This is a genomic window from Pseudomonas sp. D3-10 (genome assembly GCF_051132175.1).
Taxonomy (GTDB): Bacteria; Pseudomonadota; Gammaproteobacteria; order Pseudomonadales; family Pseudomonadaceae; genus Aquipseudomonas.
Window position 1 is genome coordinate 4,455,799 of the sequence record NZ_CP071668.1, and the last position, 16,068, is coordinate 4,471,866.

17 protein-coding genes are annotated in these 16,068 nt (G+C 60.8%); 9 read left to right on the plus strand and 8 right to left on the minus strand.

What is annotated here, in order from left to right; translation table 11 throughout:
* Positions 1–33 precede the first annotated feature (33 nt).
* Positions 34–2,601 (plus strand): bifunctional lysylphosphatidylglycerol flippase/synthetase MprF, encoded by a 2,568-nt coding sequence (gene mprF / locus J3P90_RS20035; protein ID WP_434676593.1) that lies wholly within the window; start codon positions 34–36, stop codon positions 2,599–2,601.
* Positions 2,601–3,890, plus strand: a complete 1,290-nt coding sequence (locus tag J3P90_RS20040; protein WP_434609897.1) for a virulence factor family protein — start codon at positions 2,601–2,603, stop codon at positions 3,888–3,890. Before mprF ends, J3P90_RS20040 begins: the two co-directional genes overlap by 1 nt.
* 55 nt (positions 3,891–3,945) lie before the next feature.
* On the opposite strand, the gene J3P90_RS20045 is transcribed toward J3P90_RS20040, so the two are convergent.
* The 3 genes from J3P90_RS20045 to J3P90_RS20055 all read right to left on the minus strand — a co-directional run bounded on the left by J3P90_RS20045 (position 3,946) and on the right by J3P90_RS20055 (position 6,554).
* Positions 3,946–4,233, minus strand: a complete 288-nt coding sequence (locus tag J3P90_RS20045) for a type II toxin-antitoxin system RelE family toxin (protein WP_434562600.1) — start codon at positions 4,231–4,233, stop codon at positions 3,946–3,948.
* 11 nt (positions 4,234–4,244) lie between these two features.
* Entirely contained in the window at positions 4,245–4,535 is a 291-nt protein-coding gene (locus tag J3P90_RS20050; protein ID WP_434562598.1) for a type II toxin-antitoxin system Phd/YefM family antitoxin, read from the minus strand.
* 177 nt (positions 4,536–4,712) lie between these two features.
* Positions 4,713–6,554: a potassium transporter Kup gene (locus tag J3P90_RS20055; protein ID WP_420764452.1), complete on the minus strand. Its 1,842-nt coding sequence runs from the start codon at positions 6,552–6,554 to the stop codon at positions 4,713–4,715.
* A 334-nt stretch (positions 6,555–6,888) separates the two neighbouring features.
* On the opposite strand from J3P90_RS20055, the gene rimO reads away from it, so the two are divergent.
* The 5 genes from rimO to tsaA all read left to right on the plus strand — a co-directional run bounded on the left by rimO (position 6,889) and on the right by tsaA (position 11,116).
* Positions 6,889–8,229 (plus strand): 30S ribosomal protein S12 methylthiotransferase RimO, encoded by a 1,341-nt coding sequence (rimO, locus tag J3P90_RS20060; RefSeq protein ID WP_420764293.1) that lies wholly within the window; start codon positions 6,889–6,891, stop codon positions 8,227–8,229.
* 250 nt (positions 8,230–8,479) lie between these two features.
* On the plus strand, positions 8,480–8,953 hold the full coding sequence (locus J3P90_RS20065) for a GNAT family N-acetyltransferase (protein WP_420764451.1): 474 nt from the start codon (positions 8,480–8,482) through the stop codon (positions 8,951–8,953).
* Between the two features lie 81 nt (positions 8,954–9,034).
* Positions 9,035–9,745 carry an rRNA pseudouridine synthase gene (locus J3P90_RS20070; protein WP_420764292.1) on the plus strand — a complete coding sequence of 237 codons (711 nt, stop codon included), beginning with the start codon at positions 9,035–9,037 and terminating at the stop codon, positions 9,743–9,745.
* Positions 9,746–9,800: 55 nt separating this feature from the next.
* A complete protein-coding gene (locus J3P90_RS20075) occupies positions 9,801–10,262 on the plus strand; it encodes a DUF1456 family protein (RefSeq protein ID WP_434675287.1) in 462 nt (153 codons plus the stop codon).
* A gap of 155 nt (positions 10,263–10,417) precedes the next feature.
* Positions 10,418–11,116, plus strand: coding sequence for a tRNA (N6-threonylcarbamoyladenosine(37)-N6)-methyltransferase TrmO (gene tsaA / locus J3P90_RS20080; RefSeq protein WP_434675288.1), 699 nt, complete (start codon positions 10,418–10,420; stop codon positions 11,114–11,116).
* 207 nt (positions 11,117–11,323) lie between these two features.
* Here tsaA and fpr read toward each other — a convergent pair whose 3' ends face one another.
* Complete coding sequence (gene fpr, locus J3P90_RS20085; RefSeq protein WP_003198368.1) at positions 11,324–12,103, minus strand: ferredoxin-NADP reductase; 780 nt, start codon at positions 12,101–12,103, stop codon at positions 11,324–11,326.
* A 122-nt stretch (positions 12,104–12,225) separates the two neighbouring features.
* Here fpr and J3P90_RS20090 point away from each other — a divergent pair, with 122 nt between their 5' ends.
* On the plus strand, positions 12,226–13,152 hold the full coding sequence (locus J3P90_RS20090; protein WP_039594356.1) for a LysR family transcriptional regulator: 927 nt from the start codon (positions 12,226–12,228) through the stop codon (positions 13,150–13,152).
* Between the two features lies 1 nt (position 13,153).
* Here the strand turns inward: J3P90_RS20090 and J3P90_RS20095 are convergent, their stop codons facing one another.
* The 3 genes from J3P90_RS20095 to J3P90_RS20105 all read right to left on the minus strand — a co-directional run bounded on the left by J3P90_RS20095 (position 13,154) and on the right by J3P90_RS20105 (position 15,201).
* The gene (locus tag J3P90_RS20095; RefSeq protein ID WP_420764289.1) at positions 13,154–13,516 is read right to left on the minus strand and encodes a diacylglycerol kinase; all 363 of its coding nucleotides are present in this window, start codon (positions 13,514–13,516) and stop codon (positions 13,154–13,156) included.
* 71 nt (positions 13,517–13,587) lie between these two features.
* The gene (gene erdR, locus J3P90_RS20100) at positions 13,588–14,241 is read right to left on the minus strand and encodes a response regulator transcription factor ErdR (protein WP_434562592.1); all 654 of its coding nucleotides are present in this window, start codon (positions 14,239–14,241) and stop codon (positions 13,588–13,590) included.
* Positions 14,242–14,457: 216 nt separating this feature from the next.
* Positions 14,458–15,201 (minus strand): tRNA-uridine aminocarboxypropyltransferase, encoded by a 744-nt coding sequence (locus J3P90_RS20105; RefSeq protein ID WP_434675289.1) that lies wholly within the window; start codon positions 15,199–15,201, stop codon positions 14,458–14,460.
* 183 nt (positions 15,202–15,384) lie between these two features.
* Here J3P90_RS20105 and J3P90_RS20110 point away from each other — a divergent pair, with 183 nt between their 5' ends.
* A complete protein-coding gene (locus tag J3P90_RS20110; protein WP_420764286.1) occupies positions 15,385–15,807 on the plus strand; it encodes a quorum-sensing-regulated virulence factor family protein in 423 nt (140 codons plus the stop codon).
* Here the strand turns inward: J3P90_RS20110 and J3P90_RS20115 are convergent, their stop codons facing one another.
* Entirely contained in the window at positions 15,808–16,002 is a 195-nt protein-coding gene (locus tag J3P90_RS20115; RefSeq protein ID WP_420764285.1) for a hypothetical protein, read from the minus strand.
* Positions 16,003–16,068 lie beyond the last annotated feature (66 nt).

Consider the following 16,068-nt stretch of genomic DNA (forward strand, 5'->3'; position numbering starts at 1 on the left):
ACACAACCGATCAAGGCCGAGCGATTGCGCTGGATGGAGCGGATCAGCCAGTACCGGCAACCGATCGGCCTCGCTGTCACGCTGCTCCTGTTTGCAATTGCCTTGATCGCCTGCCGCCATCTGTTGAGCGAGCTCGACCTTTACGCCCTTCACGACTCGATCCTCGAGGTGCCGAGGCCGGCGCTGCTCGGCGCGATCGCCGCGACCGTGGCCGGTTTTGTCATTCTGCTGGGCTATGAGTGGTCCGCCACCCGCTACGCGGGGGTGAAGCTGCCGCCGCAAACCCTGGTGCTAGGGGGCTTCAGCGCTTTCGCCATTGGCAACGCCATCGGCCTGTCGCTGCTGTCGGGCGGCTCGGTTCGTTATCGCCTGTATGCTCGCCATGGCCTGGGAGCGACGGATGTCGCCCATATGACGTTGTTCGCCAGCCTGTCGCTGGGCTGCGCCCTGCCGCCCTTGGCCGCCCTGGCGACACTGAGCAATCTGCCTGCGGCATCCGCCGCCTTGCATCTTCCAGCCACGTTGCTGGGATCGATCGCCGTCGCGGTGCTGCTGCTGACTGGCGTGCTGGCGGTGGGTATCTATCGCCGTCGCCTGCCGGACCAACCCTACCGCGACAGCCTGCTGGTCAGGGCCGGTCGCCGGACCTTGCGGCTGCCCGGCCGACGCCTGACGCTCCTGCAATTGGTGATTACCGCGCTGGACGTCGCAGCTGCCGCGACGGTGCTCTATCTGTTGCTGCCCGAGGCGCCCCCGTTCGGTCCATTCCTGTTGGTGTACTTGCTCGCGCTGGCCGCCGGTGTACTCAGCCACGTGCCGGGCGGGGTCGGGGTGTTCGAGGCGATCCTGCTGGCCGCGTTTGCCGACAAGCTGGGTGCCGCGCCGCTGGCCGCCGCCTTGCTGCTGTATCGCTTGATCTACGTGCTGCTGCCGATGCTGGTAGCGTGCGTGCTGCTGCTGATCAATGAGGCGCAACGACTCTTCCAGACACGCCAGTCCTTGCGGGCGGCGTCAGGTTTCGCGGCACCGATCCTGGCCGTGCTGGTGTTTTTGTCGGGCGTGGTGCTGCTGTTTTCCGGGGTGACACCCGAAATCGACACCCGCCTGGAGCACATCGGCTTTCTGATTCCTCACCGACTGGTGGATGCCTCGCACTTTGGCGCCAGCCTGATTGGCGTGCTGTGCCTGTTGCTGGCCCAAGGCTTGCGCCGTCGCCTGTCCGCCGCCTGGATGCTCACCACCGTGTTATTGCTGGTGGGTGCCCTGCTCTCGCTGCTCAAGGGCTTTGATTGGGAAGAAGCCACGCTGCTGACCTTGACTGCTGCCCTGCTGTCGATCTTCCGGCGTTCGTTCTACAGGCCGAGTCGCCTGACCGAGTTGCCGTTTTCGCCATTGTTCTTGATCGCTAGCCTGTGCGTCCTGGGGGCGTCGATCTGGCTGTTGCTGTTCGCCTATCAGGACGTGCCCTACAGTCATCAACTGTGGTGGCAATTCACCCTGGATGCCGACGCTCCCCGCGGCCTGCGCTCATTGCTCGGTGCCGCGGTGCTGCTGGTGGTGGTGTCGCTGACCTGGTTGCTGCGCACCGCGCGGCCGGTGATTCACTTGCCTACGGCACAAGAGCTGGAACGCGCCAAGACCATTCTCATGGCGTCGTCTCAACCCGACGGCGGCTTGGCCTTGACCGGCGACAAGGCGCTGCTGTTTCACCCCAACGACGAGGCATTTTTGATGTACGCCCGTCGCGGCCGCAGCCTTGTCGCGCTGTACGACCCGATCGGGCCGACCCAGCAACGGGCGGAAATGATCTGGCAGTTCCGTGACCTGTGCGACATCTATCACGCCCGGCCAGTGTTCTACCAGGTACGCGCCGAGAACCTGCCTTACTACATGGACATCGGCCTGACCGCGATCAAGCTGGGCGAAGAGGCGCGAGTCGACCTCAAACGTTTCGATCTCGAAGCCAAGGGCAAAGAGATGAAGGACCTGCGCTACACCTGGAATCGCGGCACCCGCGATGGCCTGTCGCTGGAAATCCACGAGCCGGGCCAGGCGCCCATGGACGAACTGAAAGTCATCTCCGACGCCTGGCTGACCGGCAAGAACGTCCGGGAAAAAGGCTTCTCCCTCGGACGGTTCAGCGATGAGTACCTCAAGCATTTCCGCATCGCGGTGATTCGTTTCGAAGGCCGGCCGGTGGCATTCGCCAACCTGCTGGAAACCCACAACCACGAATTGGCCAGCCTCGACCTGATGCGCGCCCACCCCGACGCGCCGAAGCTGACCATGGAATTCATGATGGTCGGCCTGATCCAGCATTACAAAAACCATGGCTACGCTCGCTTCAGTCTCGGCATGGTCCCTTTGTCGGGCTTGCAGCCGCGTCGCGGCGCACCGCTGACCCAGCGCCTGGGGTCGATGGTGTTTCGCCGTGGCGAGCAGCTTTACAATTTCCAGGGGCTGCGCCGCTTCAAAGACAAATTCCAGCCTGACTGGGAACCTCGTTACATGGCCGTGCCCGCCGGACTCGATCCGCTGGTTGCACTGGCTGATACCGCCGCCCTGATTGCAGGCGGCCTGACTGGATTGGTGAAACGCTGATGATGCAACGCTCGTGGCGATACGTAGTGGCCGCCCTGCTGGTGCTGGCTGTGATTCTCGGTGGCGGCTACTGGTATTGGAACCGCCCTGCCCCGCAACCGACCCTGGAACAACTGGAACCCGCCGACGGCGTGCCAATGACGCGCATCATCCCCGGCACCAAGCCCCGCGCCCAGGTGCTGGTGGCCGTGAATGAGGACCAAAAGCTCAGCGACACCCAGTTGACGACCCTCAGCCGCAGCGGCTCGGCACAGATCGTCCAAGTGATCCTGCCCAAGGACTGCATGTTGCAAGGCCGTGCTCTACAGGCCGGCCTGAGACAACTCCACGGCCCGGCCACGCTGGTCAGCGGCATCGGCCCCGGCGCCGTGCTGGCCTGGCGCTGGTTGGCCGAGCAGAAGGACGACAATGCCCGGGCCGTCTCGGTGGACCTGGCTCTGGAAAAACCTGGCTGCACGCACCTGCTGCCCAAGAGCGCCGCACACGGTCACTGGCTGGTCGCCTGGAACGATAACCCCGACGACACCAGCGCCGGGTTCGTTCGTGATCAACACAATGCCGAAACCAGCATCAGCGACTACGACATCAACCTGCCGCAAGTGCTGAACAATGAACTGCGCAAGATCCTGGTAGGTGCCGAAAAGGGCAAGGGCGGCCTGAGCATCCCGGTGGTGGAGGTGCCCGCCAGCCAGGCCCGGGATACCGTGACGCTGTTTCTCTCTGGCGACGGTGGCTGGCGTGACCTGGACCGCGACGTGGCCGATGAAATGGCCAAGGTCGGCTACCCGGTCGTCGGCATCGACACCCTGCGTTACTACTGGCAGCACAAGAGCCCCGAACAGAGCGCCGCCGACCTGACCGAGCTGATGCAGCACTACCGCCAGATCTGGGGCACCAAGCGCTTCATCCTGACCGGCTACTCCTTCGGCGCCGATGTGCTGCCGGCGATCTACAACCGTCTACCGGCGACAGAGCAACAGCGGGTCGATGCAATCATCCTGCTCGCCTTCGCTCGCACCGGCAGCTTCGAAATCGAAGTCGAGGGCTGGCTCGGCAACGCCGGCACCGAAGCCGCCACCGGCCCGGAGATGGCCAAGCTGCCCGCCGAAAAAGTGGTGTGCATCTACGGCGCCGAAGAGGCCAACGAAAGCGGCTGCACCGACAAGACTGCCGTGGGCGAAGTCATCAAGTTGCCGGGCGGCCACCACTTCGATGAAAACTACCCGGCCCTGGCCAAGCGCCTGATCGGCGAGATCGACAAGCGCCAAACCAAGCCTGCCGTGCAGTAAGCGGGGGCAAGCCAGACAAAAGCCCCCACCGCCGCAAGGCACTTGGGGGCTTTTGTTAACGGCGACGTTCTGCCGCGTCGTATACTTCTTTATCTCGCCGCGCGCCAACGGCGACTATCAGCACCTGAATCGCTTTTCCGTCGACCCTGTAAACAATGCGGGTATCACCCGTTCGGATCCTTCGGCACCCGGCCAGGCTGGCTCTGAGCGGCTTGCCGATCTTGTCCGGCTCGCCATTGATGATCCGCTCTTCGATGACATCAAGGATACGGTTCGCAGCCGCAGCACCCAACTGATCCAGATCGTCTTGAACCTCCGGATGGTAAACAACGTTCCAAGCCATTCACCGCCCCTTCAGTCGTTTTTGGCATACCGCGCCCGCATATCCTCATGACTGACGGCCTTGGCCCGATCGAAATTGATCAAGCGTTCACGAGCCGTCGCCTCGACGCGAAGATTTTCCAGCTCATCGAGCATTTCCTGATAAGCGTCGACGTTGATGATCACCGCTGCGGGTTCATTGTCCTTGAAGATCACCAGCCTTTCGGTTGCACGACTCGATACTTCCTTGAGCTTCGCGCTGAACCCCCTGACCATTGCCGTAACGGATATCGCTTGATCCGCCCGCTCCAGTAGTGCTGCCATACCCCACCTCCTTCCACCTGATTCCGCATACTTTAAAACACATCTTTAACTGTAAAATATTACGTCATATTAGACGCAAATCAAGGTAAGGAAAGACCAACCGACCAAATGCCCAAGAGGCTCCCACAAAAAAGCCCCCACCGCCGCAAGGCAATGGGGGCTTTTTGTTTCCCGGTGCTACATCTCCACCTGCGTCCCCAATTCAATCACCCGATTCAACGGCAGATTAAAAAAGCGCAGGTTGCCGTTGGCATTTTTCAACATGAAAGCAAACAACGACTCACGCCAACGCGCCATGCCCTCCAGCTTGGAGGCGATAACAGTCTCGCGACTGAGAAAGTAGGTGGTGCGCATCGGACTGAAATCCAGGTCGTCCAAATGACAGAGCTTGAGCGCCTCGGGCACGTCCGGCTCGTCGGTAAAACCGAAATGCAGGATCACCCGGAAGAAGCCCTCGCCATAGGCATCGACCTCGAAACGCCGTTGTGGCGGCACGCGGGGAATGTCTTCGTAGACCACTGTCAGCAACACCACCTGCTCATGCAGCACCTGGTTGTGCAGCAGATTGTGCAATAGCGCATGGGGCACCGCATCCGAGCGCGCCGTCAGGAACACCGCCGTGCCCTGGACCCGGTGCGGCGGCTGCACGCGGATGCTGCTGATGAAGACCGGCAGCGGCAACGCCCCTTCGTCCAGCCGCTCCACCAACAGCTGCTTGCCGCGTTTCCAGGTGGTCATCAATACGAACAAGGCAATGCCGGCTATGACCGGGAATGCGCCGCCCTGGATGATTTTCGGCACGTTGGCGGCGAAGTACAGCCCATCTACCAGCAAGAAACCGAACAGCACCGGCACCGCCAGCAGCGGCGGCCATTTCCATAGCAACAGGATCACGGCGGAGACCAGGATCGTGGTCATCAACATCGTACCGGTCACCGCCACGCCGTAGGCCGATGCCAGCGCTCCGGACGACTCGAAGCCCAGCACCAGCAAGACCACGCCGACCATCAAAGACCAGTTCACCGCGCCGATGTAGATCTGGCCCTGTTCGGCGCTGGAGGTGTGCTGGATGTACATGCGCGGGATGTAGCCGAGCTGGATTGCCTGGCGCGTCAGGGAGAACGCGCCGGAGATCACCGCTTGCGAGGCAATCACCGTCGCCAGCGTCGCCAGGCCCACCAAGGGCAGCAATGCCCAGCTCGGCGCCAGCAGATAGAACGGGTTGCGCGCCGCTTCAGGATCACCGAGCAGCAAGGCGCCCTGGCCGAAATAGTTGAGCATCAGGCCCGGCAGCACGAGGATGAACCAGGCACGGGCGATGGGTTTACGGCCGAAGTGGCCCATGTCGGCGTACAGCGCTTCGGCCCCGGTCAGCGCCAGCACCACCGCGCCAAGGATCGCTACGCCCATGCCCGGGTGGACGACAAAGAAACGCACGGCCCAGGCCGGGTTCACTGCGTTCAATACTTCCGGGTGCTGGCTGATGCCATACACGCCCAAGGCGCCGAGGACGAGGAACCAGGTCACCATGATCGGACCAAAGAGGATGCCAATGCGCGCGGTGCCGTGGCGCTGGATCAGGAACAACGCCACCAGCACCACCACCGATAGCGGCACCACCCAGTGGTCGATGCCTTCGAATGCGAGGCCCAGGCCTTCGACCGCCGACAATACCGAGATCGCCGGGGTGATCATGCTGTCGCCATAGAACAGCGCCGCACCGATCAAGCCGCAGATCACCAACAACGTACGCAGCCGCGCCCTGCCGGCCGCCGCGCGCCGCGCCAGGGCAGTCAAGGCCATGATTCCGCCTTCGCCCTGGTTGTCCGCGCGAAGGACGAACATCATGTACTTGATGGACACGACCCAGATCAGCGACCAGAAAATCAGCGACAGGATCCCCAGCACCCCGTCATGGTTGACGGGCACGCCATAACCACCGGAAAACACTTCTTTAAGGGTGTACAGCGGGCTCGTGCCAATGTCGCCATAAACCACCCCGACCGCCGCGACCAGCATGCTCAGCGGTTTGGCTGCCGAATGCTCGGCGCCCGCCGCCTGACTACCTGCATGACCCATCCAACACTCCTGATTTCCAGACCTGCCTTCTTGAAAGAAGCCGTACGCTCTTGTGACGCAGCATGGGCGGTTTTACGCTTTGTTACAGACGTTCTGTTGACTGCAGCGTTCGCCAGAAGGCAAAGGCGCGAAGCATAGCGCAGCACTCGTCGTATTTCCCGGTATAAAGCTGGTCAAGTGCGGCGACCACGGATAGAATTGCGCACTTTTTGATCAGAGGCGCGTCAGGCGCCCTGTCTCCGCAAGAGACGATCCCCCTACACCGAGGTTAGACATGTCCACCACTACCGCGCCAGCCAATCCCAAGGTTGGCTTCGTATCCCTGGGTTGCCCGAAAGCGCTGGTCGACTCCGAGCGCATCCTGACCCAGCTGCGCATGGAAGGTTATGACGTTGTGTCCACCTACCAGGACGCCGACGTGGTGGTGGTGAACACCTGTGGCTTCATCGACTCGGCCAAGGCCGAATCCCTTGAAGTGATCGGCGAAGCTATCAAGGAAAACGGCAAGGTCATCGTGACCGGCTGCATGGGTGTGGAAGAAGGCAACATCCGCGACGTGCACCCGAGCGTGCTGTCCGTGACCGGGCCGCAGCAGTACGAACAAGTGGTCAACGCCGTGCATGAAGTCGTGCCGCCGCGCCAGGACCACAATCCGCTGATCGACCTGGTGCCGCCACAAGGCATCAAGCTGACCCCGCGTCACTACGCTTACCTGAAGATTTCCGAAGGCTGCAACCACAGCTGCAGCTTCTGCATCATCCCCTCGATGCGCGGCAAACTGGTGAGCCGTCCGGTGGGCGACGTGCTCGACGAAGCCCAGCGCCTGGTCAAGGCCGGCGTCAAGGAATTGCTGGTGATTTCCCAGGACACCAGCGCCTACGGCGTCGACGTCAAGTACCGCACCGGCTTCTGGAACGGCGCGCCGGTGAAAACCCGCATGACCGAACTGTGCGAAGCCCTCAGCACCCTCGGTGTCTGGGTCCGCCTGCATTACGTCTACCCGTACCCGCACGTCGACGAGCTGATCCCGCTGATGGCCGCCGGCAAGATCCTGCCGTACCTGGACATCCCGTTCCAGCACGCCAGCCCGAAAGTCCTCAAGGCCATGAAACGCCCGGCTTTCGAAGACAAGACCCTAGCGCGCATCAAGAACTGGCGTGAAATCTGCCCCGAGCTGATCATCCGCTCGACCTTCATCGTCGGCTTCCCGGGGGAAACCGAAGAAGACTTCCAATACCTGCTGGACTGGCTGACCGAAGCCCAGCTCGACCGCGTCGGCTGCTTCCAGTACTCGCCCGTCGAAGGCGCACCGGCCAACGACCTGAACCTGGACGTGGTGCCGGATGACGTCAAGCAGGACCGTTGGGAGCGCTTCATGGCGCACCAGCAGGCCATCAGCTCGGCGCGCCTGCAAATGCGCATCGGCCGTGAGATCGAAGTGCTGGTGGACGAAGTCGACGAACAAGGTGCCGTCGGCCGCTGCTTCTTCGATGCTCCGGAAATCGACGGCAACGTGTTCATCGACAACGGCAGCAATCTCAAGCCAGGCGACAAGGTCTGGTGCAAGGTCACCGACGCCGACGAGTATGACTTGTGGGCTGAGCAGATCGGTTGATCCAGGCCTGGACCCAAGCCGAATAGGCTTTTGTGACGAGGGAGCTTGCTCCCGCTGGGCTACGAAGTAGCCCTATCCTTGCGATTGCTACGCAATCGAGCGGGAGCAAGCTCCCTCGCCACAGGTTGTTTGCCAGCCAATCGCCGCCTCTAAAAAAACTTTCTGAAGCCCTGCTCTGTAACAAGAAGCAGGGCTTTTTTACGGCTATCGTATGCAGACAAGAAAACTCCACCACAAGGAACAGGCGGACATGCGCCAGCATTCGGTCATCCATACACCGAAACCGAGCGATTATCAGGAACTGACCCGGGTCTGGGAGGCATCGGTACGGGCCACCCATGATTTCCTGCCCGACAGTTATATCGAACTGCTCAGAAACCTGGTGCTCACCCGTTACCTGGACGCGGTGATGCTCATCTGCACCCGTGATTCACGCCAGCGCATCACAGGGTTCGCCGGGGTCGCGGCTGGCAAGATCGAAATGCTCTTCATCGACCCCGAGCATCGCGGCCAAGGCCTGGGCAAACAACTGCTGCGCTATGCCATTGAACACCTGAACGCCGATGAACTGGACGTCAACGAACAGAACCCGCAAGCCCTTGGCTTTTATCTCAAGCAAGGGTTCGAAGTTATCGGTCGCTCGGCAAAGGATGGCATGGACCAGCCCTACCCGCTGCTGCATATGCGCTACAAGCAGCCCGATCTGAAAGCGGGGCGCGGCTAAAAACGGCATGAGGCAAATGGACCCGCGATTAACCGGCGCCAGACAGGTACAATGCCCACCCCTTTTTGTTACGGCCCCGTCATGACTGACCCGATTCGTCTCTCCAAGCGTCTCATCGAACTCGTCGGCTGTTCCCGTCGGGAGGCTGAGCTGTTCATCGAGGGCGGCTGGGTCACCGTGGACGGCGAAGTCATCGATGAACCGCAGTTCAAGGTCACCACCCAAAAGGTCGAACTCGACCCCCAAGCCAAGGCCACCGCGCCAGAGCCTGTGACCCTCCTGCTGAACGTCCCGGCTGGCATGGATGTCGACGCGGCAATGGCAACCCTGGGGCCACAGACCTTGAGCGAAGAACATCGCTTCGGCAAGCGCCCGCTCAAGGGCCACTTCCTGCGCCTGACCGCCAGCGCCGATTTGCAGGCTGGCGCCAGCGGCCTTTTGGTATTCACCCAGGACTGGAAAATCCTGCGCAAGCTCACCGCCGACGCGGCCAAGATCGAGCAGGAGTATGTGGTGGAAGTCGAGGGCGAGATGGTCGCCCACGGTCTCAATCGCTTGAACCACGGCCTGACCTACAAAGGCAAGGAATTGCCGGCGGTCAAGGCCAGCTGGCAGAACGAGAACCGCCTGCGCTTCGCCATGAAGAACCCGCAACCGGGCGTTATCGCGCTGTTTTGCCAGGCCGTCGGGCTCAAGGTCGTTGCCATCCGCCGCATCCGCATAGGCGGCGTGTCGATCGGCAAGGTGCCGTTGGGCCAATGGCGCTACCTGTCCGCCAAAGAGAAATTCTAATTTTCCGGCGCCGCACCGAACCGGGGCGCCCACTGCCTTCATCAGGATTGCACACATGATTCACAACGACGTACTGCGCAGCGTGCGCTACATGCTCGACATCAGCGACAAAAAAGTCGTCGAGATCATCAAGCTGGGCGGCTTGGAAATCTCCCTGGAAGATTTGGCCGGCTACCTCAAGAAAGATGAAGAAGAAGGCTTTGTGTTCTGCCCCGACCTGGTCATGGCGCATTTCCTCGACGGGCTGGTGATCTTCAAGCGCGGCAAGGACGAAAGCCGTCCGCCGCAGCCGATCGAAGTGCCGGTCACCAACAACATCATCCTGAAGAAGCTGCGGGTGGCCTTCGAGCTGAAGGAAGACGACATGCACGCCATCCTCAAGGCCGCCGACTTCCCGGTGTCCAAGCCGGAACTGAGCGCATTGTTCCGCAAGTTCGGCCATACCAACTACCGGCCGTGTGGCGACCAGTTGCTGCGCAACTTCGTCAAGGGCCTGACGCTGCGCGTTCGCGGCTAATGCCGAAGGGCTGTCATTTCTTGAAGCGCTGCTGATGGTGGCAGAGCTTTTGTGGCGAGGGAGCTTGCTCCCTCGCCACAAAAGCCCCCGCCATAAACGGCAAGACCAACCGCCCGCGCTATGATGCCCTTTCAACCCTGCCTTGATCCCAGCCCATGACCTACAACGTCTCCCCCATCGGCTTCGTACGCTCCTGCTTCAAGGAGAAGTTCGCCATTCCGCGCCAACCACAACTGGCCCCGGCCGCGCGCGGTGTGTTGGAGCTGGTGGCGCCGTTCGACCAGGGCGAGGCCGTGCAGGGTCTGGAGCAGGTCAGCCATGTCTGGTTGCTGTTCCTGTTCCATCAAGCCCTGGAAGACAAGCCACGATTGAAAGTACGGCCGCCGCGCCTGGGCGGCAATAAATCCATGGGCGTCTTCGCCACCCGAGCCACCCATCGCCCCAACGGCATCGGCCAGTCGGTGGTGAAGCTGGAACGGGCGGAGGCCGCTCGACTGTGGATCTCGGGCATCGACCTGTTGGACGGCACACCCGTGCTCGATATCAAGCCCTACGTCCCCTATGCGGACATCATCGACTCGGCCTCCAACAGGATCGCCAGCGCCGCCCCTGAGTTGATTCCAGTGCAATGGGCGGACTCTGCCCTGCTTCAGGCACGCGACCACGCAAGGCGCCTCGAAGAGCCCTTGGTGGAGCTGATCGAACAATGCCTGGCCCAAGACCCACGCCCGGCGTATCAGGTACCTACAGCTGAACGGGAATACGGTGCGCGGTTCTGGGATCTGGACGTGCGCTGGCATTACCCGGAGCCGGGGGTGATTCGGGTGTTGGAAGTCGTTCCTACGGCTGTATAAAACCCGGAAACGAAAAAGCCCGCGCGGCCTTTATCAGGCGGCGCGGGCTTTTTATGGTCTGTCAGTTGGACCAAGTCGCTGCCATCGCGAGCAGGCTCGCTCCCACAACTGATTTGCAGCGACCACCAAAGTTGTGGTCATACATATCCAGTGTGGGAGCGAGCCTGCTCGCGATGGCGGTCGGTCAGCCACCGCAAATGCCGAAGCTTACTTCTCTACAAACGCGCGCTCGATCAGGTAATCACCCGGCTCGCGCATACGCGGCGAAACGGTCAGGCCGAAGCTGTTGAGCACTTCGCTGGTTTCGTCGAGCATGCTTGGGCTGCCGCACAGCATCGCGCGGTCGTCTTGCGGGTTGATCGGCGGCAGGCCGATGTCGCGGAACAACTTGCCGCTGCGCATCAGGTCGGTCAGGCGACCTTCGTTCTCGAACGGCTCGCGGGTCACGGTGGGGTAGTAGATCAGCTTTTCGCGTAGCGCTTCGCCGAAGAACTCGTTCTGTGGCAGGTGCTCGGTGATGAATTCGCGATAGGCGACTTCATTGACGTAACGCACGCCGTGGCACAGGATCACTTTTTCGAAACGCTCGTAGGTTTCCGGATCCTGGATGACGCTCATGAAAGGCGCCAGGCCAGTACCGGTGCTGAGCAGGTACAAATGCTTGCCAGGCTTGAGGTCGTCCAGCACCAGCGTGCCGGTGGGCTTCTTGCTGATGATGATCTCGTCGCCTTCCTTCAAGTGCTGCAACTGGGAAGTCAGCGGACCATCAGGGACCTTGATGCTGAAGAATTCCAGATGCTCTTCCCAGTTCGGGCTGGCAATCGAGTAAGCGCGCATAAGCGGGCGGCCGTTGGGCTGCTGCAGGCCGATCATCACGAACTGACCGTTCTCGAAGCGCAGGCCCGGATCGCGGGTGCACTTGAAGCTGAACAGAGTGTCGTTCCAGTGATGAACACTGAGGACACGCTCGTGGTTCATGTTGCTCATGTACGGGGGACTCCTGGAAATGATGCCTGCGCCGGTAATCTGCGCAATTGCATCGCATTCTAATGGCGGCGACAATATCTGTTAAATGGATTATTAAGATAAGGGTTATCGGTTATATCGATATGCGATTTACTCTACGGCAACTTCAAGTCTTCGTCGCTGTCGCCCAGCAGGAAAGCGTGTCCCGTGCCGCGGGCTTGCTCAATCTGTCGCAGTCGGCCGCCAGCACTTCCATCACTGAATTGGAGCGTCAATCCAGCTGCCAACTGTTCGACCGCGCCGGCAAGCGCCTGAGCCTCAACGCCTTGGGTAAGCAATTGCTGCCCCAGGCCGTGGCATTGCTGGACCAGGCCAAAGAGATCGAAGACTTACTCAACGGCAAGTCCGGCTTCGGTTCGCTGGCGGTCGGGGCCACGCTGACCATCGGCAATTACCTGGCGACGCTGCTGATCGGCGGATTCATGCAGCGCCATCCGGAAAGCCAGGTGAAGCTGCACGTGCAAAACACTGCCAATATCGTGCACCAGGTCGCCCATTACGAAATTGATCTGGGTCTAATCGAAGGCGATTGCAGCCATCCGGACATTGAGGTGCAGAGCTGGGTCGAGGATGAATTGGTGGTGTTCTGCGCGCCCCAGCATCCACTGGCCAAGCGTGGTCAGGCGACCATGGAGGAATTGACCCATGAAGCGTGGATTTTGCGGGAGCAGGGTTCAGGTACGCGGCTGACCTTCGATCAGGCCATGCGCCACCACCGCAGCGCGCTCAACATCCGCCTGGAATTGGAACACACCGAAGCGATCAAGCGAGCAGTGGAATCGGGCCTGGGCATTGGCTGCATTTCGCGCCTGGCCTTACGTGATGCTTTCCGTCGCGGCAGCCTCGTGGCCGTGGAAACCCCGGACATGGACCTGGCGCGGCAGTTTTATTTCATCTGGCACAAACAGAAGTACCAGACCTCAGCCATGCGTGAATTCCTCGACCTCTGCCGAGCTTTCACCGCTGGGGTCCAGCGCAGCGACGAGATCGTCCTGCCTGCCATCGCTTGAATCAGAGCAGCACCAGGCCCCAGACCAGGGCAATCATCGTCAGGGCGACAAGTTGGGCCGCGCTGCCCATGTCCTTGGCATTTTTCGACAAGGGGTGCAGCTCAAGGGAAATACGGTCGATCGCCGCCTCTACCGCCGAGTTGAGCAACTCCACGATCAAGGCCAGCAGGCACACCGCTATCAACAGCGCCTGCTCCACGCGGCTCACGTTCAGGAAAAACGACAACGGAATCAGGATGACGTTAAGCAGGACCAGTTGACGGAACGCCGCTTCGCCGACGAAAGCTGCACGCAGCCCGTCCAGGGAATAGCCGGAGGCATTGAGGATGCGTTTCAGGCCGGTTTGGCCTTTGAAAGGAGACATAGAGTGGGCAACTGATCGATAGGAGTGGAGAAGCTACTGTAATTGCAGTCAAAAAAGCGTGAATTCAGGCGCTACGACTGCGGCGAAATTGACTCAAGTTGTTGCAACAACAAGGCAGCCTGGGTCCGGGTGCGCACATTCAATTTACGAAAGATCGCCGTAACATGAGCCTTGATGGTGGCCTCTGACACATTCAGTTCGTAAGCGATCTGCTTGTTCAACAGACCTTCACAAACCATGGTCAGCACTCTGAACTGCTGGGGCGTCAGGCTCGCGAGCCCTTCGCTGGCCGCCTTGGCCTCGTCGGACACGCTCACCGCCTCGAACGCCTGCGGCGGCCAGGATACATCACCGCTGAGGACGGCCTTAACCGCCCGTTGAATCATTTCGAGGGAGCTGGATTTGGGGATGAACCCGCTGGCACCAAATTCGCGGGCCTTGACCATCACCGAAGCTTCTTCCTGGGCTGAGACCATCACCACGGGAATCTGCGGATACTGCCCACGCAACAGGACCAGCCCTGAAAAACCATACGCGCCGGGCATGTTCAGATCCAGCAGCACCAGGTCCCAATCAGCCTTTTCCGCCAATCGGGCTTCCAACTCCGCGATGCTGGCCACCTCCGTCAACCGGACATCCGAACCAAGGCCCAGGGTCACCGCCTGATGCAACGCGCTGCGAAAGAGCGGGTGGTCATCGGCAATCAGGATTTCGTATGTGGCCATTTTTCAAATGATCCTGTTTTTTTAAGGCAGGCCCGATGCATTCGCGCCTCGCCATGCAACTCAAGATAACGCCATTCAGCGTTATCCACAGGGGCACGTTCAACGCCAATCACAGCGTCTTAAACTCCGGCCGCACCCTGGTCGGCGCCAAGCATGCCCAGCGAAACCGGGGTGGTCAAGCTGCACGGCCACCGCTGTACCCAGTATGGGCCACTATTAGGCCAACGCCGCCTGAGCCGAGCGGACAAAGGGCAGCAGTTCGGCATGGGCCGGAGTCGACACGTTCACTTCCTGCTGACGCTTGGCGCCCAGGTAATGCTGGCTGAACACATCGAAATAGGCGTCCAGGGCCGACGCCGCGTCGCTATCGCCCGCCAGCTCAAGGCACAGCGCCGCTACCTCGGCGGTGCACAGGTGCTCACTGCGTGTGGAGCGCCGCAAGCGATAGCGCGACAGCCTGTCGGGCAGCAGGCTCAAGATGGGCAGCCGGTCAAAGTAAGGACTTTTACGGAACATCTTGCGCGCTTCCGTCCAAGTGGCATCCAGCAAGATGAACAAGGGACGCTTGCCCCGAGCCAGATCAACCGTGTGGGTTACCCGGGAGGGTTCGACATACTCACCTGGAAATACCAGGTACGGTTGCCATTGTGGATCGTTCAACAAAGCCAGGAGTTGCTCATCGACATCAGTGCGCGACCAGATGAAGGCATGGTTATCCCGTACCACATCGGCGATCAGCCAGCCCGTGTTGCTCGGCTTGAAGACTTCCTTATTGGTCATGATCAGGCAGACGCCGGAACGGGTCTCGACGCTCGGACGCCAGGCACATAAGCAATGGCTCTTGATCACTCGACAGGCGCCACAACGGGGCGCGCGCCACCCTCGGGCCTGGAGCGGCTTGATGCCTTCATCGACGCGTTGGTCGCGCAAGCGGGCTACGGCGTTGGAAGCACAGCTCATCGCGGGCAACGCCCGCAGACAGGAAAACTTGACACGAACCACACTCGCAAGGGCAATGAAGACCGGCAGTCTACCAGAGCGCGCAAACCTGTACCGTCTACCCGGGCTTCCCTATAATCGCCGCCACTGAACGCACAGTCACGTGACCGGTCGAACCACCAGTTACTGAACCAGGAGAGTTTCATGCTGCGCCTTATCGTTCCAACCGTTGCCGTTCTGCTGGCGACGTCCATCAGCGCTCAGGCTGCGTCGCTGAAAGAACTCGAACTGAACAAGATGCTGCAGAACGTTGCCAAGCAAAGCAGTGTCGGCACGCCGCGCGCGATCAACGAAGACATTCTTGACCAGGGCTACACCGTCGAAGGCACCGAGCTGATCAACCATCTCAGCGTCCAAAGCAGCCATGCGCAAAAAATGCGCGCGGATCCCAAGGCGGTTTATTTCCAGCTGGGCTCCACGGTGTGCACCAATCCAGGGTTCCGCAAACTGATGGCCAAGGGCGCGACCATGCGCTACGAGTTCACCGAAGTGAAGACCAACCGTCCGGTCGCCAGCGAACGTTTCCAGGAATCGGATTGCCCGAAACCGGCCAAGACCAAGAAATAATCAACCCGCGCGCGCGCGCCGCTGCTCTTCGTCGGCGCGCAGTTCCGCCACCAGCGCCTGCAAATAGCGTGAGCGCCATTCCCGACCTTCCAGCCGACGGCAACATTCCTCTTCCAGGCTTACCCGATTGGCTTGAGCCGCTTCCAACAACATCAAATACAACTGCCCTTCGAGCTCCAGCGTTACCCTGGTCATTTCTCCCGCCTCCCTGCCCATCAATGCAGCATTTCATCGCGCGGACGTCCAGCCCTGGACGTCGAA

Excerpts from the sequence above, each read along its gene's own strand:
- rimO (WP_420764293.1), top strand. The coding sequence starts at position 6,889 with ATGTCCACCACTACCGCGCCAGCCAATCCCAAGGTTGGCTTCGTATCC.
- tsaA (WP_434675288.1), top strand. The coding sequence starts at position 10,418 with ATGACCTACAACGTCTCCCCCATCGGCTTCGTACGCTCCTGCTTCAAG.
- erdR (WP_434562592.1), bottom strand. The coding sequence starts at position 14,241 with ATGGCCACATACGAAATCCTGATTGCCGATGACCACCCGCTCTTTCGC.
- J3P90_RS20045 (WP_434562600.1), bottom strand. The coding sequence starts at position 4,233 with ATGGCTTGGAACGTTGTTTACCATCCGGAGGTTCAAGACGATCTGGAT.
- J3P90_RS20110 (WP_420764286.1), top strand. The coding sequence starts at position 15,385 with ATGCTGCGCCTTATCGTTCCAACCGTTGCCGTTCTGCTGGCGACGTCC.
- J3P90_RS20115 (WP_420764285.1), bottom strand. The coding sequence starts at position 16,002 with ATGACCAGGGTAACGCTGGAGCTCGAAGGGCAGTTGTATTTGATGTTG.
- J3P90_RS20065 (WP_420764451.1), top strand. The coding sequence starts at position 8,480 with ATGCGCCAGCATTCGGTCATCCATACACCGAAACCGAGCGATTATCAG.
- J3P90_RS20090 (WP_039594356.1), top strand. The coding sequence starts at position 12,226 with ATGCGATTTACTCTACGGCAACTTCAAGTCTTCGTCGCTGTCGCCCAG.
- J3P90_RS20075 (WP_434675287.1), top strand. The coding sequence starts at position 9,801 with ATGATTCACAACGACGTACTGCGCAGCGTGCGCTACATGCTCGACATC.
- J3P90_RS20055 (WP_420764452.1), bottom strand. The coding sequence starts at position 6,554 with ATGCTGGTCGCGGCGGTCGGGGTGGTTTATGGCGACATTGGCACGAGC.
- J3P90_RS20070 (WP_420764292.1), top strand. The coding sequence starts at position 9,035 with ATGACTGACCCGATTCGTCTCTCCAAGCGTCTCATCGAACTCGTCGGC.
- J3P90_RS20050 (WP_434562598.1), bottom strand. The coding sequence starts at position 4,535 with ATGGCAGCACTACTGGAGCGGGCGGATCAAGCGATATCCGTTACGGCA.
- J3P90_RS20095 (WP_420764289.1), bottom strand. The coding sequence starts at position 13,516 with ATGTCTCCTTTCAAAGGCCAAACCGGCCTGAAACGCATCCTCAATGCC.
- J3P90_RS20040 (WP_434609897.1), top strand. The coding sequence starts at position 2,601 with ATGATGCAACGCTCGTGGCGATACGTAGTGGCCGCCCTGCTGGTGCTG.
- fpr (WP_003198368.1), bottom strand. The coding sequence starts at position 12,103 with ATGAGCAACATGAACCACGAGCGTGTCCTCAGTGTTCATCACTGGAAC.
- J3P90_RS20105 (WP_434675289.1), bottom strand. The coding sequence starts at position 15,201 with ATGAGCTGTGCTTCCAACGCCGTAGCCCGCTTGCGCGACCAACGCGTC.
- mprF (WP_434676593.1), top strand. The coding sequence starts at position 34 with ATGGAGCGGATCAGCCAGTACCGGCAACCGATCGGCCTCGCTGTCACG.